Origin of the sequence: Cryptosporangium aurantiacum (assembly GCF_900143005.1) — a bacterium.
GTDB lineage: Bacteria > Actinomycetota > Actinomycetes > Mycobacteriales > Cryptosporangiaceae > Cryptosporangium > Cryptosporangium aurantiacum.
This window is the reverse complement of sequence record NZ_FRCS01000004.1, coordinates 397,673-420,941: the sequence shown is the minus strand read 5'-3', so window position 1 is coordinate 420,941 and position 23,269 is coordinate 397,673. Positions and strand designations below refer to the sequence as shown.

Here is a 23,269-nt window from a genome sequence, read left to right as displayed (position 1 = left end):
GACCGATTCCGGTAGCGGGCTCAACTCAGGTTGCCGAAGGCGCACCGCCGGCCGGGGAAGCCGGCGGTGCGCCTCTTCTGTGCGTTCTTCGTAAGTTCAAGGCGCGACCCCGCCGGTTCCGGGCGGACGGGGCCGCGCGAGATGAATAGTGGCCCCTCGGAGGGCACCGTGCCGATACCTGGCGGTGTTGAGCGAATCCGCACTAGCGTCCGGGACTCGGGCCCGGTGTGCCTGGCCGTCTTTTGTGGACGCGCGATCACTCGTCCTCGCGGCGCGCGCGCCACCGGCGGACCCACGCGACCACGTAGCAGTTGAGCATCGCCAGGCCGATATCCGGCCACCCCCACGGCGGACGCGACCCACCACGGGGCGATCGCGTCGATGCCGGTCGCGACGACGAACAGCGGCAGCACCACGACGAGCGAGCCGGGCAGCGTGAGCAGGTACGCCAGCACGACCGCTCCGCCGGAGTCGCCGTAGGCGCCGACCGTCGCGCAGACCGCGACGAGGCCCACGTACGCCACGGTGGCGATCAGCTCTTTCCTCCGCGCCCGGTCCACGCCCCAACCCTAGATCCGGATAATTCGGGCGCGTATGTACGACCGTACAAATGATGTGTACAGTCGTACGCATGACCACGGAGGCGGACGGCCGGACGATGCGCGAGCGGATGCTCGCCGGTGATCTCTACATCGCCGACGACCCGGAACTGGCCGAGCAGAGCCTGCGGGCGCTGGACCTGACCGACGCGTACAACGCGACCTCGGCCCGTGACCCCGAGCGGCGCCGCGCGTTGCTGGTCGAGTTGCTGGGAGCCGTCGGCGAAGGCACCGAGATCCGGCCGCCGCTGCGGGTCGACTACGGCAGCCACCTCCGCGTCGGCGCACGCACGTTCGCCAACTTCGGCCTGGTCGCGCTCGACGTCGCCCCGATCACGATCGGCGACGACGTGCAGATCGGCACCAACGTGCAGCTGCTCACCCCGACGCATCCGATCGACCCGCAACCGCGCCGGGACAAGTGGGAGGCGGCCGAGCCGATCACGATCGGCGACAACGTGTGGCTCGGCAGCGGAGCGATCGTGCTGCCCGGCGTGACGATCGGCGAGAACACGGTCGTCGGCGCCGGGTCGGTCGTCACCCGCGACCTGCCGGCGAACGTCGTCGCGGTCGGCAACCCGGCGCGGGTGATCCGCACGATCGGGAACTCATGAGTGTTCACCCCGGCAGCGCGCGACTGCCCGCGCCGCGCAGGGCACGGCGGCACGACCCGGGTCGGCGAGACCGCCTGATCGACGCCGCGCTGACGGTCATCGCCGAGCGCGGCGTGGCCGGCACCACGCACCGGGAGATCGCGCGGGTCGCCGACGTGCCGCTCGGTTCGATGACCTACCACTTCTCCTCGCTCGACGAGGTGCTCGCCGAGGCGTTCACCCGGCACGCCGACGCGGTCGCCGCGGTCTTCGACGAGCGGCTCGGTGCCGCCGCCGACCGCAACGCCGCCATCGAGGCGGTGATCGCGCTGGTATCCGACGACCTGCTCGGCTCGGGGCACGATCTCGTCCTCACCGTGGAGCTGTACGTGGCCGCGGCGCGCAAGCCCGCGCTGAAGGCCGTCACCCAGGCGTGGATGCGGCGTAGCCGCATCGCGCTGGAACGCCATTTCGACCCGACGACTGCCCGGGAACTCGACGCGCTGATCGAAGGCCTGGTCCTGCACAGCGCGCTGTCGACCGATCCGATGAACGCCGCGCAGATCCGGCACGCCATCGAGCGCTACCTGCGCTGACCCCTCGTACCTACCGTTCAGGATCCACCGTGCTCGCTTCTCCCGTCACCGCCCCGCCCGGCCCGACCCGGCAGGCGCGGCTGGCCCGCGCCGCTGTCGCCGCGGTTTTCCTCACCAACGGCGCGCTGTTCGCCAACGTCGTCCCCCGGTACCCGCAGATCAAGGCCGAGCTCGGCGTCAGCAACGCCCTGCTCGGCACCGCGCTGGCCGCGATGCCGCTCGGCGCGCTGCTGGCCGGCCTCTTCGGCGCGGCCGCGATTCGCCGGTTCGGATCGGCTCGGGTCGCCGCGTTCGGCATCGTCCTGCTCGCCGCGATGACGCTCACGATCCCGGTGGCCCCGAACTGGGTGGTCTTCGCCGCCGCGCTGGGCCTGATCGGGGCGCTCGACGCCGTCATCGACGTGGCTCAGAACGCGCACGGCCTCCGGGTGCAGCGCCTGTACCGGCGCTCGATCGTCAACTCGTTTCACGGCCTGTGGAGCGTCGGCGCGGTGCTCGGTGGCCTGATGGGGTCCGCGGCCGCGGGCTTGCGGCTCCCGCTGAGCCTGCACCTGGCCATCTCCGCGCTGCTGTTCAGCGCCGTCGCGCTGGTCGCGTTCCGGTTCCTGCTGCCCGGCTCGGAGGACGCCGAGCGCTCGGTGGTTCCGGACGATGCCCCGGTGGCCACCGCCGGCCGCCGGGCCGTCAGCCGGGCCGCGATCGGCATGCTCGCCGCCCTCGGAGTGCTCGCCGCCTGCGGTGCGCTGGTCGAGGACGCCGGGGCGTCCTGGGGTGCGCTCTACCTGAGCGACAACCTGCACGCCACCGCCGCCACCGCCGGGCTCGCGTTCGTCGCGCTCCAGGTCGCGATGACGGCCGGGCGGCTCACCGGCGACCGCGTCGTCGACCGCTTCGGGCAGCGCACGGTCGTCCGCAGCGGTGGGATCCTCGCCGCGGTCGGGATGGGCGTCGCGCTGGCCGTGCCGTCGGTCCCGGCCACGCTCGCCGGGTACGCCGCGGCCGGGCTCGGCGTCGCGACGCTGGTGCCCGCCGCCATGCACACCGCCGACGAGTTGCCCGGCCTGTCGGCCGGCACCGGGCTGACGATCGTCAGCTGGCTGCTGCGCGGCGGCTTCTTGCTCTCGCCGCCGCTGGTCGGTGTGATCGCCGACCACAGCAGCCTCCGCGTCGGCCTGCTGACCGTCGTCCTGGCCGGCACCGTCACCGCCGTCCTCGCGCGCGTTCTCGTCAACCGCGCGTGACCGGTTGAGGCGTCAGCTCGACCCGGCGCAGCAGCTGGGCGTTGAGCGCGACGACGATCGTCGAGCCCGACATCAGGACCGCGCCGATCGCCGGGCTGAGCGTCAGGCCGGCCCAGGCCAGGACGCCGGCCGCGAGCGGGATCGCGACCACGTTGTACCCGGCAGCCCAGGCCAGGTTCTGGATCATTTTGCGGTAGGACGCGCGGGACAGGCGGATGACGCCGGTGACCCCGCGCGGGTCGGACGAGGCGAGCACGACGCCCGCGGATTCGATCGCGACGTCGGTTCCGGCGCCGATGGCCAGTCCGACGTCGGCGCGCGCGAGCGCGGGAGCGTCGTTGACGCCGTCGCCGACCATCGCCACGGTCAGGCCGCGAGCCTGCAGCTCGGCGACCGCCTGGTCCTTGTCCGCGGGCAGCACCTCAGCGAAGACCTCGTCCACGCCGGGGCGGAAGCCCAGGTCGGCTGCGACGGCCTCGGCGACCGGCCGGGCGTCGCCGGTGATCATCACGATCTTGCCGACGCCTGCCGCGCGCAGCTCGGCGATGGCCTGCCGGGCCTCGGGACGGACCTCGTCCTCGAGAGCGAGCGCGCCGAGCACGTCCGGCGCGGCGTGGTCGCCGTGCACGTCCGGCGTCGCGTGGTCGCCGAGCCGGAGGAGGTGCAGGACCGCGGCGCCACGCTGTGACCAGGACTCGGTCACTCTTGCCAGGTCGTCGGGCACCGTGGCGTCCAGCTCGCGGAGCAGCGCGGGGCCGCCGACGGCGTAGCGGACGTCGTCGACAGTGGCTTGAACGCCGCGGCCGGTCAGGGACCGGAAGCCGGACGCGGTAGCGGTCGAACCGCGCTCGGCGGCGGCCGCGACGATCGCCCGCGCCAGCGGGTGCTCGCTGTCGGCCTCGACGGCGGCAGCCAGCCGGAGGACCTCCTGCTCGGTGTGGCCGGCGGTGGCCGCGACGCCGGTGACGACGTGCGCGCCCTTGGTCAGCGTGCCGGTCTTGTCGAACAGCACGGCGTCCACGGTGCGCATACGCTCCAGTGCCAGGCGGTCCTTGACCAGGATGCCCGCCTTGGCCGACACCGCGGTGGACAGCGCGATCACCAGCGGAATCGCCAGGCCCAGCGCGTGCGGGCACGCGATGACGAGGACCGTGACGGTCCGGACGACGGACTGGTCGAGGTCACCGAGGGCCCACCAGACGACAAACGTGACCGCGGCCGCTGCGGTGGCGACGTAGAAGAGCAGCGCAGCGAACCGGTCGGCGAGAACCTGGGCGCGGCCACCGGCGGCCTGCGCCTGGGCGACCAGTCGTCCGATGCCGGCGAGCGCGGTGTCCTCACCGACCGCGGTGATCTCCACGCGGATCGCCGAATCGGTGGCGACCGTACCGGCGACGACCCGGTCACCGACCGTGCGGGTGACCGGCCGGGACTCGCCGGTGATCATCGACTCGTCGAGTTCGGCGCTGCCGTCGGTGATCCGTCCGTCGGCCGGGACGCGGCCGCCGGAGCGCACCAGCACCACGTCGCCGAGGCGTAGGTCGGCCACCGCGACGCGCTGCGGCGTGCCGTGCTCGTCGAGGCGCTCGGCGTCGTCGGGCAGGAGCGCGGCGAGTGCGTCCAGCGCGCCCTGCGCCTGGCCGATCGCCTTCATCTCCTGCCAGTGGCCGAGCAGCATGATCGTGACCAGCGCCGCCAGCTCCCACCAGAAGTCCAGCTCGAAGAGGCCGAGGCTGGTGGCCAGCGACGCGGTGTACGCGACGGTGATCGCCATCGAGATCAGCAGCATCATGCCCGGCGCGCGATCGAGTACCTCGCGGACACCACCGACGAGGAACGGCCAGCCGCCGTAGAAGAACACCACGGTCCCGAGGACGGGACCGACCAGTTCCAGGCCCGGGAAGTCCAGCTGGTAGCCGAACCACTCCATGATCATGTCGCTGGTCAGCACGATCGGGACGGTCAGGGCCAGGCTTAGCCAGAACTTGCGGCGGAACATCTCCGGGTCGTGCCCGGCGTGCTTGTCGTGCCCGCCGTGACCTTCGTGGGCGTGCATTCTCACCACCTCCGACAGCGCAAGATATACCCCCGTAGGGTATGCCGCAAGGGTTGCAATACCTGGAGGGGGTATGGGTATGGTGGAGACCTCGCCGATCGGAAGGAGTGACCGATGCGTACCCCGGTTAAATTGGCCGCGTTCGGGCTCGGCCTGATCGCGGTGTTCGGCGCGTCGCTCGGCGTCGGCAACGTCGTCGGCCCGGACGAGGCAGTAACCGAGACGCACGCCGACAGCGGTGACCACGCCGGCGCCACGGAGACCGCGGCGCACCTCCCGGGTGGGCTGCAGGTCGCCGAGGACGGCTACCGGCTGGTCCCGGCCACTCCACGCCTGAGCGTCGGCGCTCCGACGCCGTTCACGTTCCGGATCGTCGGGCCAGACGGGAAGCCGGTCACCGACTACACCCCGACGCACGAGAAGAAACTGCACCTCATCGTGGTGCGGCGTGACCTGTCCGGGTTCCAGCACGTGCACCCCGCCCTCGCGGCGGACGGCACCTGGTCGCTGCCGCTCGCGGTGCCGGCCGCCGGGCAGTACCGGGTCTTCGCGGACTTCCAGCCCACCGGCCGGTCCGAGGCGCTCACGCTCGGCGTCGACCTGCCTGCCGCCGGCGACTACCGCCCGGAGCCGCTGCCTGCCCCGGCGCGCAGTGCGACGGTGGACGGCTACACGGTCACGCTCACCGGCGATCTGGTGCCCGGCACCTCGTCCAAGCTGACGCTCAGCGTCACCCGTGGCGGGAAGCCGGTGACCGACCTGCAGCCGTACCTGGGCGCCTACGGGCATCTGGTCGCGCTGCGCGACGGGGACCTGGCTTATCTGCACGTCCATCCCGACGGCGAACCGGGCGACGGTCGTACCGCGGCCGGACCGGAGATCACGTTCTACGCCGAGGTTCCGTCGGCGGGCGCCTACGGGCTGTTCCTCGACTTCCAGCACGCCGGGCGCGTCCGCACCGCGGTGTTCACGGCCTACGCCGGGCCGGGTGCGCCGGTCGCTTCGGAGCCGGGTACCTCGGAGCCGGGTACCTCGGAGCCGGGTACCTCGGAGCCGGGTACCTCGGAGCCGGCGGGCCGGGAGCCGGCGGCACCGGAGCCGGCCGCTTCGGAGCCGGCCGCGCCACACGGCCACGACGAGTAGGGATCACCGCCATGACCTCCGCATCGAACCGGATCGAACTGAAGATCGGCGGTATGACCTGCGCGTCCTGCGCCGCGCGGATCGAGAAGAAGCTCAACCGCCTCGAGGGTGTCTCGGCGACGGTCAACTACGCCACCGAGAAAGCCACCGTCCAGTACTCCGACGCCGTGAGCCCGGCCGATCTGGTCACCACCGTGAAGAACACCGGCTACACGGCCACCCTGCCGCCGCCGGTCTCGGCCGCGCCGGTCGGGCCGGTCGGGCCGGTCGGGCCGGACTCCTTGGAGGCCTCGGCGGACGAGCTGGCGCCGTTGCGCACGCGGCTGTTGATCTCCGTCGCGCTGGCCGTGCCGGTGATCGTGCTGGCGATGGTGCCGGCATGGCAGTTCACCTACTGGCAGTGGGCGTCGCTCACGCTCGCGGCGCCCGTCGTCGTCTATGGCGGCCTGCCGTTCCACCGCGCGGCCTGGACCAACGCCCGGCACGGCGCGGCGACGATGGACACGCTCGTCTCGCTCGGGACCCTTGCCGCGTTCGGCTGGTCGCTCTGGGCGCTGTTCCTCGGCGACGCGGGCACTCCCGGCCTGACCCACCCGTTCCGCCTGGCGATCGAGCGCGGGATGGGCACCAGCTCGATCTACCTGGAGGTCGCCGCCGGGGTCACCGTCTTCCTCCTCGCCGGCCGCTACTTCGAGGCCCGCTCGAAGCGGAACGCCGGTGCGGCCCTGCGCGCCCTGCTCGAACTCGGAGCCAAGGACGTCGCCGTGCTGCGCGACGGCGTCGAGACCCGGATCCCGGTCGACCGGCTGACGGTCGGCGACCGGTTCGTCGTCCGGCCCGGCGAGAAGATCGCCACCGACGGTGTGATCGAGGACGGCGGTTCCGCGGTCGACGCCAGCACGGTCACCGGCGAATCCGTTCCGGTCGAGGTCACCGCCGGCGACCCGGTGATCGGCGCGACCGTCAACGTCAGCGGACGCCTGATCGTCCGCGCCACCCGCGTCGGCGCCGACACCCAGCTGGCGCAGATGGCGCGACTGGTCGAGCAGGCGCAGACCGGCAAGGCGTCCGCGCAGCGCCTGGCCGACCGGATCGCCGGCATCTTCGTACCGATCGTGCTCGCCCTTGCGGTGGCCACGCTCGGCTACTGGATCGGCACCGGCAACGGCCTCACCACCGCGTTCACCGCGGCGGTCGCCGTCCTGATCATCGCGTGCCCGTGTGCGCTGGGCCTGGCCACCCCGACCGCGCTGCTGGTGGGCACCGGACGCGGCGCCCAGCTCGGCATCCTGATCAAGGGCCCGGAGGCGTTGGAGTCCACCCGCAGCGTCGACACGGTCGTGCTCGACAAGACCGGCACCGTCACCACCGGCCGCATGACGCTCGTGGACGCCGTACCCGTCGACGGCCAGGATCCCCACGAGCTGCTGCGCTTGGCCGGGGCGCTCGAGGCCGCGTCCGAGCACCCGATCGCCCAGGCCGTAGCCCGAGCCGCGTCCGAGGCGGGCGCGTCCGAGGCGGGCGCCCGAGCCGCGTCCGAGGCCGGCGCCCGCCCTGGTGCCGTGGCCGGTGCGCTGCCGGTCGTCGCCGGGACAGGTGGGCTGCCGGTCGTGACCGGCTTCCGCAACGTCGAGGGCCTTGGCGTTCGCGGCACGGTCGAGGGCCGGGAGGTGACGGTCGGCCGGGCCCAGCTGCTCGGCCTGACGATCCCGGCCGATCTCGACGACGCCCGCGCCGCCGCCGAGGAAGCCGGTCACACCGCGATCTTCGTCGCCTGGGACGGTTCCGTCCGAGGACTGCTCGCCGTCGCTGACGTCCCCAAGCCCACCAGTCGTGCCGCGATCGCCGCACTCCGCGGCCTGGGCCTCACTCCGATCCTGCTCACCGGCGACAACACCACGGTCGCCCGCGCGGTCGCCGGCCAGGTCGGCATCGACGAGGTCATCGCGGAGGTCCTGCCCACCGAGAAGGTCGACGTCATCAAGCAACTGCAGGCCGACGGCAAGATCGTCGCGATGGTCGGCGACGGCGTGAACGACGCCGCCGCACTCGCCCAAGCCGACCTCGGCCTGGCCATCGGCACCGGCACCGACGCCGCGATCCAGGCCAGCGACCTCACGCTCGTCCGCGGCGACCTGATGGCAGCCGTCGACGCGATCCGCCTGTCGCGCCGGACGCTGGCCACGATCAAGGGCAACCTGTTCTGGGCCTTCGCCTACAACATCGCCGCCCTGCCGCTGGCGGCCGCCGGACTGCTCAACCCGATGATCGCCGGCGCCGCGATGGCGTTCTCGTCCGTGTTCGTCGTCACCAACAGCCTCCGCCTTCGAGGCTTCCGGCCCAGCAGGTGACTCCGCGACGCGTCAGAGTGCGTTGAGACGGGTCTTGAGCAGGCAGAACTCGTTGCCTTCCGGGTCGACGAGGACATGCCACGACTCGTCACCCGTCTGACCGATGTCGGCCGGGCGCGCTCCGATCTTCAGCAGGCGTTCGAGCTCGGCGTCCTGGTCGCGGTCGGTGGGGTTGACGTCGATGTGCAGCCGGGATTTGCCCTTCTCCGGCTCGTCCCGGCGACTGAGGAAGATCGTCGGCTGCGGCCCGCCGAACCCTTCCCGCGGCCCGATCTCGATCGACCCGTCGTCCTCCCGATCGAGCACGACGAAGTCCAGAACCTCGCACCAGAACCGCGCCAGCACCTCCGGGTCGCGGCAGCCGAGCACGAGCTCACCGATACGACATGCCATCAACGGCACCGCCTCTCAGCGGGTGGGACATCCCGCGACCGTACCCGGCCGAGCCGGCCACCCGCTGTTCGAAGCAGCGCCGCGGCGAGTGGACCCGTCTGGGCCAGCTATGACTAGCCCAAGCGGGTCCACTTTCCCGGCAGGCGCACGCTCCGGTCAGTCCAGGTAACCGGTCTCCGGGTTGATCTCGGCGAGGAAGTCGGCGATGGCAACCTTCATGTCGTCCTCGTCGATCGTCCCGCCGGAGGCGGCCCCGGTGAACCCATAGGTGTTAGGACCGGTGAGCCACTCGTAGTCGTAGACGCCGTGCTGCCCGACGCGCTCGCGGACGATCCAGTCGTGGCCATCGACGGTGAAGCGCCAGGTAGTCATGGCGTCATGTTCACACCGCCTTGACGTGCAGCAGCATGATTTGTGGCGACCGCGCCGGTGACAGCCGCAACCACTTCCTCCGACGGCGGCAGTGCGGCGGCCCGAGCAGGCTATTTCCAGGGCGGCACCGGCGCGACCGGGCGGACCGCCGTGAACTGGGCGTGCTCGTACCGGGTGGCGGAGAGCAGCAGCAGCCATTCGTCACAGCCCTGCCACGGGTAGAGGTCGGCGGCGCCACCGCGGACCACCCGGGGACCGTCACCGACGCGTGGACGGGCATCCGCCGGTGCGCCCGCGAACCCGGGAATCCATACGTCGGCGCAGATTTCGGCCGCCGAGCCCATGGCCGCCAGCCCGAACGCGTTCTCAGCGGCGGCCGTCCGCTGCTCGTTGCCGAAGTCGTCGAGCAGCTGGTCCTCGCCGGGCTTGCCGTCTCCGCGGAAGGTCACGGTGGCGGTGCCTGCCCGGGCCGCGTACTCCCACTCGGCCTCGCTGGGTAGCCGGAACGGGAGCGCCTCGAGCAGGTCGTCGAGGTCGTCCTCGAGCCGGGCCGTGCCGGAGTCCGCGTCGGCGTAGTCGTCCTCGTACTCGGGCAACCAGTGCTGAACCTGCGCGACCGTCAACGGGTGCCGGGCGATCAGAAATGGTTCGACCCGCACCTCGCGGACCGGCTGGGCGTCCCCGGCGCCGGCGAAGAATGGCTCAAGCGTGTCCTCGGCGCCGCCATTGAGCTCGATCGCGCGTACCGCCGCCAGCTCGGCCTCGGACAGGCCCATGCGGTAGGTGCCAGCCGATACCGCTCGAAAGACCACGCCGGATGGGGTGTGCCGCCACGCCGGCCGCCCGGCCACGATCTCTTCGGTCCACATAGCACCGGACGCTAGCAGCCGTACGTGCTCACAGAGGGCTGACCTGCGGAAACAAGAAAGTGCGCCATCAGGGACTCGAACCCCGAACCCGCTGATTAAGAGTCAGCTGCTCTGCCTATTGAGCTAATGGCGCCCGTCGGTCCCGGGAGGGGCGACCACCCCGGGTGACGAGAGACAACGATAGCAGCCGCCGCCTCGGGCCTGAAATCGGTAAGCCGAGCCGTCCGTCACACCCCTCGGAAGAACGGTGAACCGACGCGTCCCTACCTCCGTAGGGGTTGACAACATCGTGTACAGGTGATTCACAGTGTCGTGTAGGTATACGGCACGGGATGGGCCGGAAGTTCAGCGAACGAGCGGGGTGACGATGCGGGCGGTCCGCGCCTCAAGCAGCGACAACGTCGGTGGGCAATGGGCGAAGCGGGTCGGCGCCGCCGTGCTCGCCGTCGGGTTGCTGGCCGCGTGCGACAGCGCGTCAGGCGCTCCGACCGGCGAGTTCAGCCCGGCCGGCAACATAGCGAAGAGTCCGTCCGCGCCGCCGACGACGCTCGCGCTCACGGCGCCGGCGAACAAGGCGACGAAGGTGCTGACGAGCTCGGTGCTGACGTTCGCCACCAACGGTGCCCTCGAGACCGTGACGCTCACCGGCACCGACGGCAAGCCGGTGCCGGGCAACGTGGCCACCGACCGCAAGTCCTGGGTGCCGGCCCGGCAACTCGCGTACAGCACGACCTACAAGGTCGTCGCCACCGCGAGCCAGGGCAGCGGCAACAGCAAGTCCGTGACGTCCACGTTCACGACGATGGCCAAGCCGTACTCGATCACCGGCGCCGACCTCTACGTCAACGACGGTGACACGGTGGGCGTCGGGCTGCCGATCGTCGTCGAATTCACCAACAGCATCCCGAAGGCCCAGCGGGCCGCGGTCGAGAAGCGGCTGTTCGTCACCAGTACGCCGGCCGTCGAGGGGTCCTGGCACTGGTTCGCGGCGAACGAGATCCACTACCGCCCGCGCGACTACTGGCCGACCGGCACGAAGGTCTCGGTGCGGCTCGCGATCGGCGGCCTGCCGATGGGCAACGGGAACTACGGCAAGCGTGACCGGTTCGCCACGTTCACGGTGGGGCGCGCGGTGACGAGCAAGATCGTCAACAAGGAAAAGACGATGTACGTCTACCGGGACGGCAAGCTGCTCCGGAAGTTCCCGATCAGCCTCGGCAAACGCAGCACGCCGACGTCGTCCGGCCGGATGGTCGCGATGGAGAAGGCGTACCAGAAGACGTTCGACTCCGGGACGTTCGGCGTGCCGTCGGACTCGCCTGACGGTTACCGGCAGGTGGTGTACTACGACGTCCGGTTCACCTGGGGTGGCGAGTTCGTCCACGCCGCGCCGTGGTCGGTCGGCTCGCAGGGACGTGAGAATGTCTCGCACGGGTGTGTCAATGCGTCGACCGCCAACGCGAGCTGGTTCTACGAGCTGACGCTCAAGGGCGACCCGATCGAGGTCGTCGGCACCGAGGTGCACGTCGAGAAGGGCAACGGCTGGACCGACTGGGAGCTCTCCTGGGAGGAGTACAAGGCCGGCAGCGCCATCAAGTGACGGTGCGGGCCGCCGAGCGTCGGCGGCCCACAACAAAGGGCCGGTCCGAATGGACCGGCCCTTCGCTCTGTGGGGTGACTGATGGGATTTGAACCCACGACACCCGGGACCACAACCCGGTGCTCTGCCAACTGAGCTACAGCCACCATGCTCGCGCAGTCACCCGCGCGGCTCACTCATCATAGCGGTCCCGCTGGGGACACCTCGACCTCGATACCCCCTTCGAGAATCGGATCCCCGTCACTCCGGGTCGGCCAGCCCCGCTGCGATGGCCCTCGCCTGCTCCACGTCCGGACCGGGCTGGGGGACGAAGATCGCCTGCCGGTAGTACTGGAGTTCCCGGATGCTCTCCCGGATGTCAGCCAGCGCCCGGTGCGCGAGCCCCTTCGCGGGCTGCCCGAAGTACACCCGCGGGTACCAGCGCCGGCACAGCTCCTTGATCGAGGAGACATCGACCATCCGATAGTGCAGGTAGTTGTCGAGCCGCGGCATGTCCCGGGCGAGGAATCCCCGGTCGGTCGCGATCGAGTTCCCGCACAGCGGGGCCGACTTCGGGTCCGGGACGTGCTCGGTGATGTACGAGAGCACCCGGTCCTCGGCCTCGGCGATCGACACGGTCGAGGCTCGAACCTCCTCGGTGAGCCCCGACTTCGCATGCATCTCCCGGACGACGTCGAGCATCCCGCTCAACGCGTCGTCGGGGGCGTGGATCACCACGTCGACGCCTTCACCGAGGATGTTCAACTCGGAATCGGTAACGAGAGCCGCAACCTCGATGAGCGCGTCGTGCTCCAGTTCGAGCCCGGTCATCTCGCAGTCGACCCACACCAAACGCTCAGTCACGCACGGCAGCCTATCCACCCTGATGAATCATCGTGTCGAGCGCTGCCTAAGTATCCCTCGCAGCCCGAAATGCGAGGATACCGCCGAAGGTCACCAGACCGGCTCCGGAGATCGCGTCGACCACCCGCATGAGGCGGTCACCGATGCGGCGTCGCGCGAGCGCGACGCCGATCGCCAGGACCGTGAACCAGCCGACGCTGCCGACGCCGAGCCCGACGAGCAGGCTCACCGCGGACGCTGTGGACGACGTCAGAGCGGCCGTGGACGCCGCGGCGAAGATCGACGCCCAGGACGCGATCGTCAGCGGGTTCGACGCGGTGGCCAGCACGGACGTGCGCAACGCCGCCCCTACGGTGGTCACTTCGTCGACGGTTTCCAGCCCGAGCCTGACCCGGTGGGCCGTCCAGAGCGTGCGTGCGCCCATCCAGATCAGGACGCCGGCCCCCACCGTGCCGAGCGTCCAGCGGATCACGTCCGACTGGACCAGCTGCGCGACCCCCAGCATCCCGAGCGTGGCGTAGGCCACGTCCACCAGCGCCGCCCCCATGCCGATCGCGAGCCCGGGAGCGAGCCCGTAGCGCAGCACGGTGCGGACGCAGAGCAGGGAAACCGGCCCGACCTGGGCCGCGACGAACAGGCCGAGGCCCAGCCCGGCCAGGGCAGCGGTGAGCATGACGCTGATCTCAGCACGGCAAGTTCCGGACAGCCCACGGGTTTTCCCGGCCCTGCTCACCGGGCACGTACCGAACGTCACCACGGGAGGAAGCACATGGCTGGGCGAATCGAGGACTACGCGGTCATCGGCGACCTGCACACCGCGGCGCTCGTCGGCACCGACGGGTCGATCGACTGGCTCTGCCTACCGCGATTCGACTCCGGCGCGTGCTTCGCGGCTCTGCTCGGTGACCAGGACAACGGGCACTGGACGATCGCCCCGGTCGCGGGCGGGGTCTGCGTCAGCCGGAAGTACCGCGAGGACACGCTGATCCTGGAGAGCGAATGGGAGACGCCGGAGGGTCGCGTCCGCGTCATCGACCTGATGCCGCCCCGGGACGACGCCGTGGACGTGGTCCGCGTCGTCGAGGGGATCTCCGGCCGCGTGCCGATGCGCAGCGTCCTGCGGTTGCGGTTCGACTACGGACGGATCGTTCCCTGGGTGCGGCACGTCGACGGCGAGTTCGCCGCCGTGGCCGGCCCGGACGCGGTCTGGCTGCGGAGCAGCGTTCCGCTGCACGGTGAGAACCTCGCGACTGTGGGCGAGTTCACGGTCGGCCCGGGCGAGTACGTCCCGTTCGTGCTCACCTGGCGCGAGTCCTGGAACGACAACGACCGCGATGTGGACGCCATTGAGCAGGTCAATACCACCGAGGCGTACTGGCGTGGATGGATCCAGCAGTGCAGCTATCAGGGCCGCTGGGCGGACGCGGTCAGGCGGTCGCTGATCACGCTCAAAGCGCTGACCTACGACCCGACCGGCGGCATCGTCGCCGCGGCCACCACCTCACTGCCGGAGCAGGTCGGCGGCCCTCGCAACTGGGACTACCGCTACTGCTGGCTGCGGGACGCGTCGTTCACGCTCCAGGCGCTGCTGACCAACGGGTACGACCAGGAGGCGCTGGCCTGGCGCGACTGGCTGCTGCGCGCGGTCGCCGGCGACCCGTCCGACCTGCAGATCATGTACTCGATCAAAGGCCGCAGGCGGATCGACGAGTGGGAAGTGCCCTGGCTCGGCGGCTACGAGAAGTCGACGCCGGTCCGGATCGGCAACGCGGCCAGCGAACAGCTCCAGCTCGACGTCTGGGGTGAGGTGCTCGACTGTCTCCACCTCTCCCGGAAGGCCGGGATCAGCGGCAGCGACGACGCGTGGAGCCTGCAGAAGCGGCTGGTCGACCACCTGGAGGCCGCGTGGCGCGAGCCGGACAACGGTCTGTGGGAAGTTCGTGGTGACCGGCAGCACTTCGTGCACTCGAAGGTGCTGTGCTGGGTGGCGTTCGACCGGATGGTGAAGACCGCGGAGCAGTTCGGCCAAGATGGCGACGTCGCCCGCTGGCGGACGATCCGGGACACCATTCACGCGGAAGTGTGCGCGCGGGGCTTCGACCGGGCGCGGAATTCGTTCACGCAGTATTACGGCTCCGCCGGGCTGGACGCGTCGCTGCTGCTCATTCCGCGGCTGGGGTTCCTGCCGCCGGACGATCCCCGGGTGGTGGGCACGGTCGAGGCCGTCCAGCGCGAGCTATGCGTCGACGGGTTCGTGCTGCGGTACCGGCCGGAGACCGAAGCCGTCGACGGCCTCCCCGGCACCGAAGGTGCGTTCCTGGCGTGCAGTTTCTGGCTCGCCGACGCGCTGTTCCTGATCGGGCGCAAGGACGAGGCGGTCGCGATGGTCGACCGGCTCGTCGCGCTGTCCAGCGACACCGGCCTGCTCGCCGAGGAGTACGACCCGGTGACGAAGCGACACCTCGGCAATACGCCGCAGGCGTTCAGCCACGTTGCGCTCGTCAACTCCGCCGTGCTGATCGGCGGAGTCGACGAGCGTGACGCCTAGAAGCGGTGCGATTCGTGGCCTAGACCCAGGGCCTCGGCGAGTTCACCCGCGTTCTGGTACTCCGCGTCGGGCGGCAGGTCGCGGACGGCCGTGACGAGGCGGCCGGGTGCGTTGGTCTCGACCAGGCGGTCGACGAGCGCGTCGCGGTAGGCCGGGTAGATCTCCTTGCCGAGATGGGCGGCGAGCTCCGAGCGTTCCTCGACGCCTGCGGGGGTGATCCCTTCGGGGACGCCCCCGGTCAGCGTCGCGTTCGGCGCGCGGTCGGCCTCGGGCTGGTCCTCGCCGGCGGGCTCCGGGTCGCGCCATTCCTCGGTCCGCCCGGAGTGCCCGGATCGCACGAGGCCCTCGGTCTCGCGTGCCATCGCCTCGTCCTGCCGTGGTCCGTGTTTGTCGCTGCGTTCCATGCCGTCGCGGTTACCCGGCGCTGCCCCGGTCAATCACGCCGGGTGAGCCCACGGCCATGCTGCACGGTCTCCGGGCCCGCGGCATCAGTCCCGGCGGGTGAGACCCCTATAGGCACGGTCGTAGCGGACCAGCGGGTCCTTCGGCCCAGCGGCGGTCACGTCGACGACCGAGGCCGTCACCAGCAGGTGGTCACCGACCGGCCGCCGATCGATCGTCACGCACTCGATCGTCGCGGTGGCCCGGTCGAGCAGCAGCGCGCCGGTGAGCGGGCCCCGATGGTGCTCCTCGCCTGCCAGCAACAACCGGGCACTCGGACGCCCGGCAGCCGCGAATCGTCCCGCCAGTGCCGCCTGGCCACTCGAGAGGACCGACAGCCCCCAATGCGCCCGACGTTGCAGAACCTCGGCGACGTAGCCGGTGAGATCGGCTGAGATTGCCACGATCGGCGGGAACAACGAGACCGGCATGAACGCTGTGAGGGTGGCGGCGATGTCGTCGGCGGGATCGTCGAAGTCTTCGTCGGGATCAACGACATCGGGGCCGGGCGGCGCCGAATCGGGTGGCCTTCCGTCTCTGACGCTGAGCACCGCAACCCCGGTGGCGAACCGCGCGAGCGCGGATTTCACCTGATCGGCCGAGGTGTTCGTCACAGATTCGTCCGGAAACTCACCGAAGCAGATTACCCGGCCGATAGCAGGGGCATACCCCGACGGATGGTTTGCGGCGCGCAACGTTGCGCGGATCACCCTTCGAAACCGGAATCTCTGCCGGGTGAACGCCGTTGTGGGTTACGTACGTGTGAGGCACAAAGAGGGATTGGGGAGACGATGACGACGGACGTTGTGGAACCGAGTACCCGGGTCGTCGAGGCGGACGACACCGCGGTGCCGGACCGCGACCTCGTCGGCACATACCTGCACGAGATCAGCCGCACCCCGCTGCTGAACGCTGCGCAGGAGGTGGAGCTGGCGAAGCAGGTCGAGGCCGGCCTCCTCGCCGAGTTTTGGCTCGACGAAGGAACGATCCCCGAACACATCACGCGTTCTGAGCTTACCCGGCTCGTAGCCGAAGGCCGCCGAGCCAAGGACGCGTTCATTCTGGCCAACCTCCGACTGGTGGTTTCGATCGCGCGGCGTTACACCCGCAGCGCGATGCCGCTGCTGGACCTGGTGCAGGAGGGCAACTCCGGCCTGGTTCGCGCGGTCGAGAAGTTCGACTACCAGCGCGGATACAAGTTCTCCACGTACGCGACCTGGTGGATCCGGCAGGCGATCAGCCGGGCCATCGCGCAGCAGGCCCGGACGGTACGACTTCCCGTCCACCTCGTGGAGGAGATCAACCGGATGCGCAACGTCCGGCGTGATCTCACTCGTGAGCTGGGCCGCGAGCCCGAGATCGTGGAGCTCGCCGGTGCCCTGGACATCGAGCCTTCGCGGGTCGAAGAGCTGATCCGCTGGGCGCGGGAGACCGTGTCGCTGGACACCCCGGTCGGTGAGGACGGCGAGACCTCGCTGTCCGACCTGGTCGCCGACGGTGACGAGCCGTCGCCGGAGGACGTGGTCATCGCCGCGATCCAGCGTGACGGGCTCGGGCAGATGATCGAGCGGCTCGACCCGCGGTCGGCGCGGATCGTGCGTGCCCGGTACGGCCTCGAGGACGGGCGGCAGCAGTCGCTCACCGAGATCGCCGGCACGCTGGGCCTGTCCCGCGAGCGGGTGCGTCAGCTCGAGAACGCTGCACTGCATCAACTCCGCGAACTAGCCGCCTCCGAAGGCGTCGTCGCGGCCTGATGTTCGTTCCGAAGCCCCTGACCCGATGGGTCAGGGGCTTCGTCGTTCTGCAGTCGAACTACAGAAGGCGCGGGACGCTCGTCGGCGTACCGTCGGGGCGGCAACTTCCTAGGAGGAACAGACCGTGTCGGAGAAGCAGATCATTTCGCGGGTCGACGAGCTGGTGGCCGAGGAGCACTCGCTCCGGCAGCGCCTGGCCGCCGGTGAGCTCACCGCCGCCGAGGAGCACGAGCGGCTCAAGCACGTCGAGGAAGAGCTCGACCAGTGCTGGGACCTGCTGCGGCAGCGGCGGGCTCGCCGTGACGCCGGCCAGAACCCCGACGACGCCGCAGCGCGTCCGGTGAGCGAGGTCGAGTCTTACCTGCAGTAACGGTTCACACCCCATTCAGTCCTGTTTCAACTGAAATCTGACTGGCTCCGCTGGGCTGCTCGGGGCGAGGCGACATCCACGTCGCCGCGCCTCGAGGAGGAGCTGTGTCTCTCAGGAGTTTTCGGAGTCTCGCGGGCTCGACGCTCGCGCTGACCCTGTTCGCCGGTGCCTTCAGCGTCGCGGCCCCGGCCGCCGCCGCCCCCGCGGCCTTACCCGCCAAAGCGGAGAAGAAGAGCGCCGTCGTGATCGCCCACCGGGGTGCCAGCGGCTACCGCCCCGAGCACACGCTGGCCGCCTATCAGCTCGCGATCCAGCAGGGCGCCGACTACGTCGAGCCCGACCTGGTCATCACCAAGGACGGCGTGCTCGTGGCGCGGCACGAGAACGAGATCAGCGGCACCACCGACGTCGCGAAGCGCCCGGAGTTCGCCGACCGGAAGACGACCAAGACGATCGACGGGCGCGCGGTCACCGGCTGGTTCACCGAGGACTTCACGCTCCCCGAGCTCAAGACGCTGCGCGCGATCGAGCGGCTCCCTGCCGTCCGCCCCGCCAACACCGCCTACGACGGCAAGTTCCCGGTGCCGACCTTGCAGGAGGTCGTCGACCTGGTGAAGCGGGAGAGCAAGCGGCGTCACCGGACGATCGGGATCTACCCGGAGACCAAGCACCCGACCTACTTCCGCTCGATCGGGAAGCCGCTCGAGGAGCCGCTGGTCAAGACGCTGAAGCGGAGTCACTGGAAGAAGGTCGTCATCCAGTCCTTCGAGACCGGTAACCTCCGGCGCCTGAACCGGATGATCGACGTTCCGCTCGCCCAGCTCATCGACGCCGCGGGCGCCCCGTACGGCGACGGCCGCACCTACGACGACCTGGTGACGCCGGCCGGTCTCGCGGACATCCGGACCTACGCGGACGGCGTCGGGCTGAACACCGCCCGGGTGATCCCGCTCGACGCGTCCGGTCGCACCCGGCCGCCGACGACCGTGGTCGCCGACGCGCACAAGGCGAAGCTGATCGTCCACGTCTGGACGCTCCGCAACGAGAACCAGTTCCTCCCGGTGGACTTCCGCATCGGTACCGACCCGACCGCGCGGGGCAACGTCGAGGGTTGGCTGCGCCTGCTGCTGGCCCAGGACATCGACGGGGTGTTCGCCGACTTCCCGGACACCGCCCGAGCGGTCGTCGACGGCAAACGGGCTGCCTGACCGGACCGACGTGCCCGACAGGCGGATCGCGTGTGACGCCCGCATACTGGGGAGGTCAACAGCCGTCAGGAGGAGATCGCGCCGATGGGTTCCCCGGAGTCTGCGGGGAGCGACGTCCTGCTCGGCCGGCTCCAGTTGGCTCTGGACGCCTCCGGGACCGGGTCGTTCGACTGGGATCTCACCACCGGTGAGCTGATCTGGGACGAGCGCCTGTGCCGCCTGGTCGGCCTCGACCCGGCGACGTTCGACCGCCGGATCGAGACGTTCTACGCCGCGCTCCACCCGGCCGACCGCGACCGGGTGGAGCAGGTGGTCCAGCGCGCCATCGACGACTGCGGCCAGTACCACGCCGAGTACCGGATCGTCCGGCCCGACGGCACCGAGCGCTGGCTGGACGCGCGGGGCCGGGTGTTCGCGGGCACGGACGGCGCGCCGGACCGGATGGTCGGCGTCGCCGCGGACTGCACCGACCGCTACGAGACCTGGCAGCGCGAGCAGGACGCCGTCCGCGCGGAGTCGGAGCGCGCTCAGCTGATCAACGCGGTGACCAGAGCGCTCGCCGAGGCGCTGACGCTCAAGGACGTCACCCAGGTACTGACCGGCACGCTGCGGGCCGCGATCGGGGCGTCCGCGCTGGGCGTCGTCCTCGTCGAGAGCGGGCGGCTCCGGGTCATCGACGCGGTCGGGTACGACGCTCACGTCATCGCCGACTTCGACGGGGCGTCGATGGACGATCCACGCCCGCTCGCCGAGGCCGTGCGCTCGCGGCTGCCGCTGTTCGCCGGTGACGCCGCCGCGTTCGTCGACCGCTGGCCGGACGCGCTCGAGGGCATCGGTGCGGCCTGGGCCTATCTGCCGATGGTCGCCACCGGGCGTCCGGTCGGCGGTTGTGCGGTGCGGTGGGACAAGCCGCAGCCGTTCACGTCCGACGACCGGACGATGCTGGTCGCGCTCGGCGGGCTGGCCGCGCAGTCGTTCGAGCGGGCACGCCTCTACGACGCCGAGCACGAGCTGGCCGCCGGCCTGCAGCGGGTGATGCTGCCCCGGCGCACCGACGGCATCCCCGGCGTCTCCACCGCCTGCCGGTACCTGCCCAGCGCGGACGGGTTGCAGGTCGGTGGGGACTGGTACGACGTCATCGCGCTGCCGTCCGGCGAAGTGGGGCTGGTCGTCGGCGACGTCGAGGGGCACACCGCGCACGCCGCCGCGGTGATGGGGCAGCTGCGGATCGCGGTGCGCGCGTACGCGTCCGAGGGCCACCGCCCCGAGGAGGTGGTGGCGCGCACCAACCGGCTGCTCGTCGATCTGGAGACGCGGCTGCTCGCGACCTGCTGTTACGCCACGATCGACCCGGTTACCGGGGACGGCGTCGTCGTGGGGGCGGGGCATCCGCCGCCGATCGTCGTCCGCGCGGACGGCGGGGTGGAGATCGTCGCGCCCAGCGGCGGGCTGATCCTCGGCGTCCAGGACGCGGCCGTGTACCGGTCGACGGCGGTCCACATCGGTCCGGGCGACGCTCTGGTCCTGGTGACCGACGGGCTGATCGAATCACCGGGCCAGTCGATCGACGCCGGGCTGCGCGCGCTGGCGGAGCGGGCCGCGATCGGTGCCGGGGAGAACGCTGAGCACCTCGCCGAGCGGATCATCGCGCCGATCGGACCGGCGGGGCGCCGCTTCGACGACGTCGCGGTCGTCGTCGCCCGTCGTGACCGGGGTGACGAGACCCGGACCGACGAGGCGCGCCATTCGATCGCGCCCGGCGCGCCGGGCGCGATCGGCCGAGCGCGGGCGTTCGTCAACCGCACCCTGGCCGGGTGGGACCTCGACCCGAGCATCGTGGAGCCGGCCGTCCTGTGCGCGTCGGAGCTGGTGACGAACGCGATCCGGCACGGCGAAGGCCTGGTCGAGCTGACCCTGGTTCGTTTTCCCGACCGGATCCGGCTGATCGTCGAGGACGACTCGCCGACGCCGCCGCGGCTGGTCCGGGCGTTGCTGACCAGCACCGGTGGCCGCGGGCTGGACGTGGTGGCCCGGTTCTCCGCCTCCTGGGGGTCGGAGCCGCGGGGCACCGGCAAGATCGTGTGGGCGGAGTTCCGCTGCTGACGCGGGTGCACGCGGTGGGTCAGGGCACCAGCGCGTCGAGGCCGCTCGCCGGGAGCGCGATCCATCCCTCGGACGCCGCCGTCGCGGCGTCCGAGGGATCCGGTGCGTAGGTCAGACCCAACGCCGCAGCCCGCGCGGTCAGCCCGAGCCGGGCACGCACCACCTCGTCGGTCCGCCGATAGGCCAGCCGGCGGCGCCATTCCTTCCCGGCGATATCCACCGGCGCGACGAACGTGCCGCTCGACCAGGCCGCGAGGAACGCTGCGAACTCGTCCGGCCAGCCCAGCGGACAGTCGATCCCGGCCTTCGTGATGTTGGCGGCCTCGGCCGCCAGGTCCACCCCGAGGGTCCGCACCCGGCCACCGTACGAGGGTGGGCGGGTATCAGCGGAAGTGCAGCAGTACTGCTACGCAGAGTATTCAGATCGTGGCGCGAGCACGATACGCTGGCCGCCCGGGTGTGGTGCCCTCGGCAGGGTTCGAACCTGCGACCAAGTGCTTAGAAGGCACCTGCTCTATCCGCTGAGCTACGAGGGCATGGCACGGGAGCAGGTTTCGTCGACGGCCCCCGCCGTGCCCCACCGGTCCCCGTTATCTCGGAGAGCAGAGTAACCCGCAGGTCAGAGCCGTGCTCGGGGATCTGGAGGGACACTCCCGACGCGTCTCCTGCTATCCGCGTCGATTGATACTGACGGACAGCCCGAGTCGTACTTTTCCATCAGGTTACTCACCGATTTGCACCCGCCGCGCATCACTACGCCAGCCCTCGGGTGACTACTGTCAGTGTGCGGAAGCGTTGATAACGGTGATGGTGACGATCCAGGCCAGGACGAGAACGGCGGCGAACGGAACAGTGACCTTGCTCATGGGAGGTACCCCTTGCGCGGATCGGAAGCGAACGGCGGCCCGTTGACCCGGCACTGCGCACCGCGGCTCCCCTGAGCAGCACCGTTTGTTTGGGGCTGCGAGCTTCGTCAGCAAGAAGGGGTGGCGTCGTCTCCCGACGCCTCAGCGGCTGAGCGCGTGCCGGGTATGACTACTGGAGGGATCGTTCGACGACACGACGACCACCTCCTCGACCTCGGCCCACGCTGTTGACCCGACGTCGAAGGCTACACGCTGCTCCCGAAAATTGCACATCGATGCTGGTCAAAGAGGGAGGTGGGCGTCACACGAGTCTACATAGGACAATCTGCTGCGCGGACTAGTGCGGCCTCGACCGGACGGGTGAAGCGCCCATGGTCAGCGGCGTCGCGCGGACGCGTGGGCCTCGGTCGTGGCACGCTCGTCGCGTGAACCTCGACGAGGTGGCCGACGAGCTGTACGGACTCGACCCTGGCCAGTTCACGGCCGCGCGCACCGCTCGGGAGAAAGAGGCACGTGCGGCCGGCGATCGTGAGCTCGCCGCGCAGATCAAGGCGCTGCGGAAGCCGTCGCTCTCGGCCTGGCTGGCAAACCAGCTGATCCGCGACCGGCAGGAGCAGATCGAGCCGTTGCTGGCGCTGGGGGAGCAGCTCCGCGAGTTGCAGGCCTCGGTGAGCGCCGACCAGCTGCGGGCGCTGACCCAGCAGCGGCACCGGCTCGTCTACGCGGTGGCTCAGGAAGCGCGGGCGCTCGGCCACGAGCGTGGGCAGGCAATCAGCGACGACGTCGCCCGGGAACTGGAGCAGACGCTGCACGCCGCGCTCGGCGACCCGGAGGCGGCCGAGGCGGTCCGAAGCGGACGGCTGACCAACGCGCTGCAGTACGCCGGGTTCGGGCCGGTGGGGCCGGGTCCGGCGCCGGTGGCTACGCCGAAACCGAAGGCCTCCAAACCGGCCGACGACGACCTGGCCGTGCGCCGGAAGGAGCGGACCGAGCAGCTGCGCCGGGCCCGCGAGGAGGCGGAGGAGGTCGTGGACCGCGCGCGGGCGTCGCTGGTCGACGCCGAAGCGTCGCGCGAGGAGTCCGCGCGGGCGTTGGCGGAGGTCGAGCAGCGACTGCAGGACGCGCGGGACCGCGTCGACCAGCTGCGCCTCGATCTGGACGACGCGGAGGCGGCCGTGAACTCCGTCGAGCACGACGCGAAAGCCGCGCGGCGGGCGGACGAGGCTGCGCGGAAATCGGCGCAGCTCGCAGCGCAGCGCGTCGCCGGTGCCGAACATCGGCTGGCCGAGCTGCCGGAACCCTGAGCCCGGCCCCCGCCCCCCG

General features: G+C 70.8%; 22 protein-coding genes and 3 tRNA genes. 12 read left to right on the top strand and 13 right to left on the bottom strand.

Features of this window, described 5'->3' with window-relative positions:
* Positions 1 to 20: 20 nt before the first annotated feature.
* A complete protein-coding gene (locus BUB75_RS16335) occupies positions 21 to 560 on the bottom strand; it encodes a hypothetical protein (protein WP_073257978.1) in 540 nt (179 codons plus the stop codon).
* Between the two features lie 71 nt (positions 561 to 631).
* On the opposite strand from BUB75_RS16335, the gene BUB75_RS16330 reads away from it, so the two are divergent.
* From BUB75_RS16330 to BUB75_RS16320, 3 genes are read left to right on the top strand one after another with little or no spacing between them, the layout of a single operon-like run.
* A complete protein-coding gene (locus BUB75_RS16330; protein ID WP_073257976.1) occupies positions 632 to 1,213 on the top strand; it encodes a sugar O-acetyltransferase in 582 nt (193 codons plus the stop codon).
* On the top strand, positions 1,210 to 1,788 hold the full coding sequence (locus BUB75_RS16325; RefSeq protein WP_073257974.1) for a TetR/AcrR family transcriptional regulator: 579 nt from the start codon (positions 1,210 to 1,212) through the stop codon (positions 1,786 to 1,788). The genes BUB75_RS16330 and BUB75_RS16325 overlap by 4 nt, the downstream gene beginning before the upstream one ends.
* Positions 1,789 to 1,817: 29 nt before the next feature.
* Positions 1,818 to 3,029 (top strand): MFS transporter, encoded by a 1,212-nt coding sequence (locus BUB75_RS16320; protein ID WP_084741267.1) that lies wholly within the window; start codon positions 1,818 to 1,820, stop codon positions 3,027 to 3,029.
* On the opposite strand, the gene BUB75_RS16315 is transcribed toward BUB75_RS16320, so the two are convergent.
* Positions 3,016 to 5,085, bottom strand: coding sequence for a heavy metal translocating P-type ATPase (locus BUB75_RS16315; protein ID WP_073257973.1), 2,070 nt, complete (start codon positions 5,083 to 5,085; stop codon positions 3,016 to 3,018). The two genes, BUB75_RS16320 and BUB75_RS16315, sit on opposite strands and share 14 nt — an antisense overlap.
* Before the next feature lie 114 nt (positions 5,086 to 5,199).
* Here BUB75_RS16315 and BUB75_RS16310 point away from each other — a divergent pair, with 114 nt between their 5' ends.
* Positions 5,200 to 6,228, top strand: a complete 1,029-nt coding sequence (locus BUB75_RS16310) for a hypothetical protein (RefSeq protein WP_218617554.1) — start codon at positions 5,200 to 5,202, stop codon at positions 6,226 to 6,228.
* An 11-nt stretch (positions 6,229 to 6,239) separates the two neighbouring features.
* Positions 6,240 to 8,579, top strand: coding sequence for a heavy metal translocating P-type ATPase (locus BUB75_RS16305; RefSeq protein WP_073257969.1), 2,340 nt, complete (start codon positions 6,240 to 6,242; stop codon positions 8,577 to 8,579).
* A gap of 12 nt (positions 8,580 to 8,591) precedes the next feature.
* Here BUB75_RS16305 and BUB75_RS16300 read toward each other — a convergent pair whose 3' ends face one another.
* The 4 genes from BUB75_RS16300 to BUB75_RS16285 form a co-directional block, all read right to left on the bottom strand.
* Positions 8,592 to 8,972: a VOC family protein gene (locus BUB75_RS16300; protein WP_073258478.1), complete on the bottom strand. Its 381-nt coding sequence runs from the start codon at positions 8,970 to 8,972 to the stop codon at positions 8,592 to 8,594.
* Positions 8,973 to 9,128: 156 nt separating this feature from the next.
* Positions 9,129 to 9,344, bottom strand: a complete 216-nt coding sequence (locus BUB75_RS16295) for a hypothetical protein (RefSeq protein WP_073257967.1) — start codon at positions 9,342 to 9,344, stop codon at positions 9,129 to 9,131.
* A 110-nt stretch (positions 9,345 to 9,454) separates the two neighbouring features.
* Positions 9,455 to 10,213 (bottom strand): formylglycine-generating enzyme family protein, encoded by a 759-nt coding sequence (locus tag BUB75_RS16290; protein ID WP_073257965.1) that lies wholly within the window; start codon positions 10,211 to 10,213, stop codon positions 9,455 to 9,457.
* 60 nt (positions 10,214 to 10,273) lie between these two features.
* Positions 10,274 to 10,346, bottom strand: a tRNA-Lys gene (locus BUB75_RS16285).
* A gap of 234 nt (positions 10,347 to 10,580) precedes the next feature.
* Here BUB75_RS16285 and BUB75_RS16280 point away from each other — a divergent pair.
* Positions 10,581 to 11,813 carry a L,D-transpeptidase gene (locus tag BUB75_RS16280; RefSeq protein WP_073257963.1) on the top strand — a complete coding sequence of 411 codons (1,233 nt, stop codon included), beginning with the start codon at positions 10,581 to 10,583 and terminating at the stop codon, positions 11,811 to 11,813.
* A gap of 70 nt (positions 11,814 to 11,883) precedes the next feature.
* Here the strand turns inward: BUB75_RS16280 and BUB75_RS16275 are convergent.
* The 3 genes from BUB75_RS16275 to BUB75_RS16265 all read right to left on the bottom strand — a co-directional run bounded on the left by BUB75_RS16275 (position 11,884) and on the right by BUB75_RS16265 (position 13,329).
* Positions 11,884 to 11,959: transfer RNA gene (locus tag BUB75_RS16275), tRNA-His, on the bottom strand.
* A gap of 94 nt (positions 11,960 to 12,053) precedes the next feature.
* Positions 12,054 to 12,656, bottom strand: a complete 603-nt coding sequence (gene orn / locus BUB75_RS16270) for an oligoribonuclease (RefSeq protein WP_245806267.1) — start codon at positions 12,654 to 12,656, stop codon at positions 12,054 to 12,056.
* A gap of 46 nt (positions 12,657 to 12,702) precedes the next feature.
* Entirely contained in the window at positions 12,703 to 13,329 is a 627-nt protein-coding gene (locus BUB75_RS16265) for a LysE family translocator (RefSeq protein ID WP_073257961.1), read from the bottom strand.
* A gap of 96 nt (positions 13,330 to 13,425) precedes the next feature.
* On the opposite strand from BUB75_RS16265, the gene BUB75_RS16260 reads away from it, so the two are divergent.
* Positions 13,426 to 15,204, top strand: a complete 1,779-nt coding sequence (locus tag BUB75_RS16260; RefSeq protein ID WP_073257959.1) for a glycoside hydrolase family 15 protein — start codon at positions 13,426 to 13,428, stop codon at positions 15,202 to 15,204.
* Here BUB75_RS16260 and BUB75_RS16255 read toward each other — a convergent pair.
* Both BUB75_RS16255 and BUB75_RS16250 read right to left on the bottom strand, forming a co-directional pair.
* Positions 15,201 to 15,566 (bottom strand): DUF2795 domain-containing protein, encoded by a 366-nt coding sequence (locus BUB75_RS16255; protein WP_218617553.1) that lies wholly within the window; start codon positions 15,564 to 15,566, stop codon positions 15,201 to 15,203. The two genes, BUB75_RS16260 and BUB75_RS16255, sit on opposite strands and share 4 nt — an antisense overlap.
* 126 nt (positions 15,567 to 15,692) lie before the next feature.
* Positions 15,693 to 16,259 carry a flavin reductase family protein gene (locus tag BUB75_RS16250; protein ID WP_073257955.1) on the bottom strand — a complete coding sequence of 189 codons (567 nt, stop codon included), beginning with the start codon at positions 16,257 to 16,259 and terminating at the stop codon, positions 15,693 to 15,695.
* A gap of 177 nt (positions 16,260 to 16,436) precedes the next feature.
* On the opposite strand from BUB75_RS16250, the gene BUB75_RS16245 reads away from it, so the two are divergent.
* The 4 genes from BUB75_RS16245 (at position 16,437) to BUB75_RS16230 (ending at position 21,080) form a co-directional block, all read left to right on the top strand.
* Complete coding sequence (locus tag BUB75_RS16245) at positions 16,437 to 17,399, top strand: sigma-70 family RNA polymerase sigma factor (RefSeq protein WP_084741265.1); 963 nt, start codon at positions 16,437 to 16,439, stop codon at positions 17,397 to 17,399.
* A gap of 124 nt (positions 17,400 to 17,523) precedes the next feature.
* Positions 17,524 to 17,769 (top strand): DUF2630 family protein, encoded by a 246-nt coding sequence (locus tag BUB75_RS16240; RefSeq protein WP_073257951.1) that lies wholly within the window; start codon positions 17,524 to 17,526, stop codon positions 17,767 to 17,769.
* 104 nt (positions 17,770 to 17,873) lie between these two features.
* A complete protein-coding gene (locus tag BUB75_RS16235) occupies positions 17,874 to 18,977 on the top strand; it encodes a glycerophosphodiester phosphodiesterase (protein WP_073257949.1) in 1,104 nt (367 codons plus the stop codon).
* An 84-nt stretch (positions 18,978 to 19,061) separates the two neighbouring features.
* Entirely contained in the window at positions 19,062 to 21,080 is a 2,019-nt protein-coding gene (locus BUB75_RS16230; protein ID WP_073257947.1) for a SpoIIE family protein phosphatase, read from the top strand.
* A gap of 19 nt (positions 21,081 to 21,099) precedes the next feature.
* Here BUB75_RS16230 and BUB75_RS16225 read toward each other — a convergent pair whose 3' ends face one another.
* Together BUB75_RS16225 and BUB75_RS16220 are read right to left on the bottom strand one after the other, a co-directional pair.
* Positions 21,100 to 21,435, bottom strand: a complete 336-nt coding sequence (locus BUB75_RS16225; protein ID WP_073257945.1) for a DUF429 domain-containing protein — start codon at positions 21,433 to 21,435, stop codon at positions 21,100 to 21,102.
* Between the two features lie 105 nt (positions 21,436 to 21,540).
* A tRNA-Arg gene (locus tag BUB75_RS16220) sits at positions 21,541 to 21,616 on the bottom strand.
* 755 nt (positions 21,617 to 22,371) lie between these two features.
* Here BUB75_RS16220 and BUB75_RS16215 point away from each other — a divergent pair.
* On the top strand, positions 22,372 to 23,250 hold the full coding sequence (locus BUB75_RS16215; RefSeq protein WP_073257943.1) for a coiled-coil domain-containing protein: 879 nt from the start codon (positions 22,372 to 22,374) through the stop codon (positions 23,248 to 23,250).
* Positions 23,251 to 23,269 lie beyond the last annotated feature (19 nt).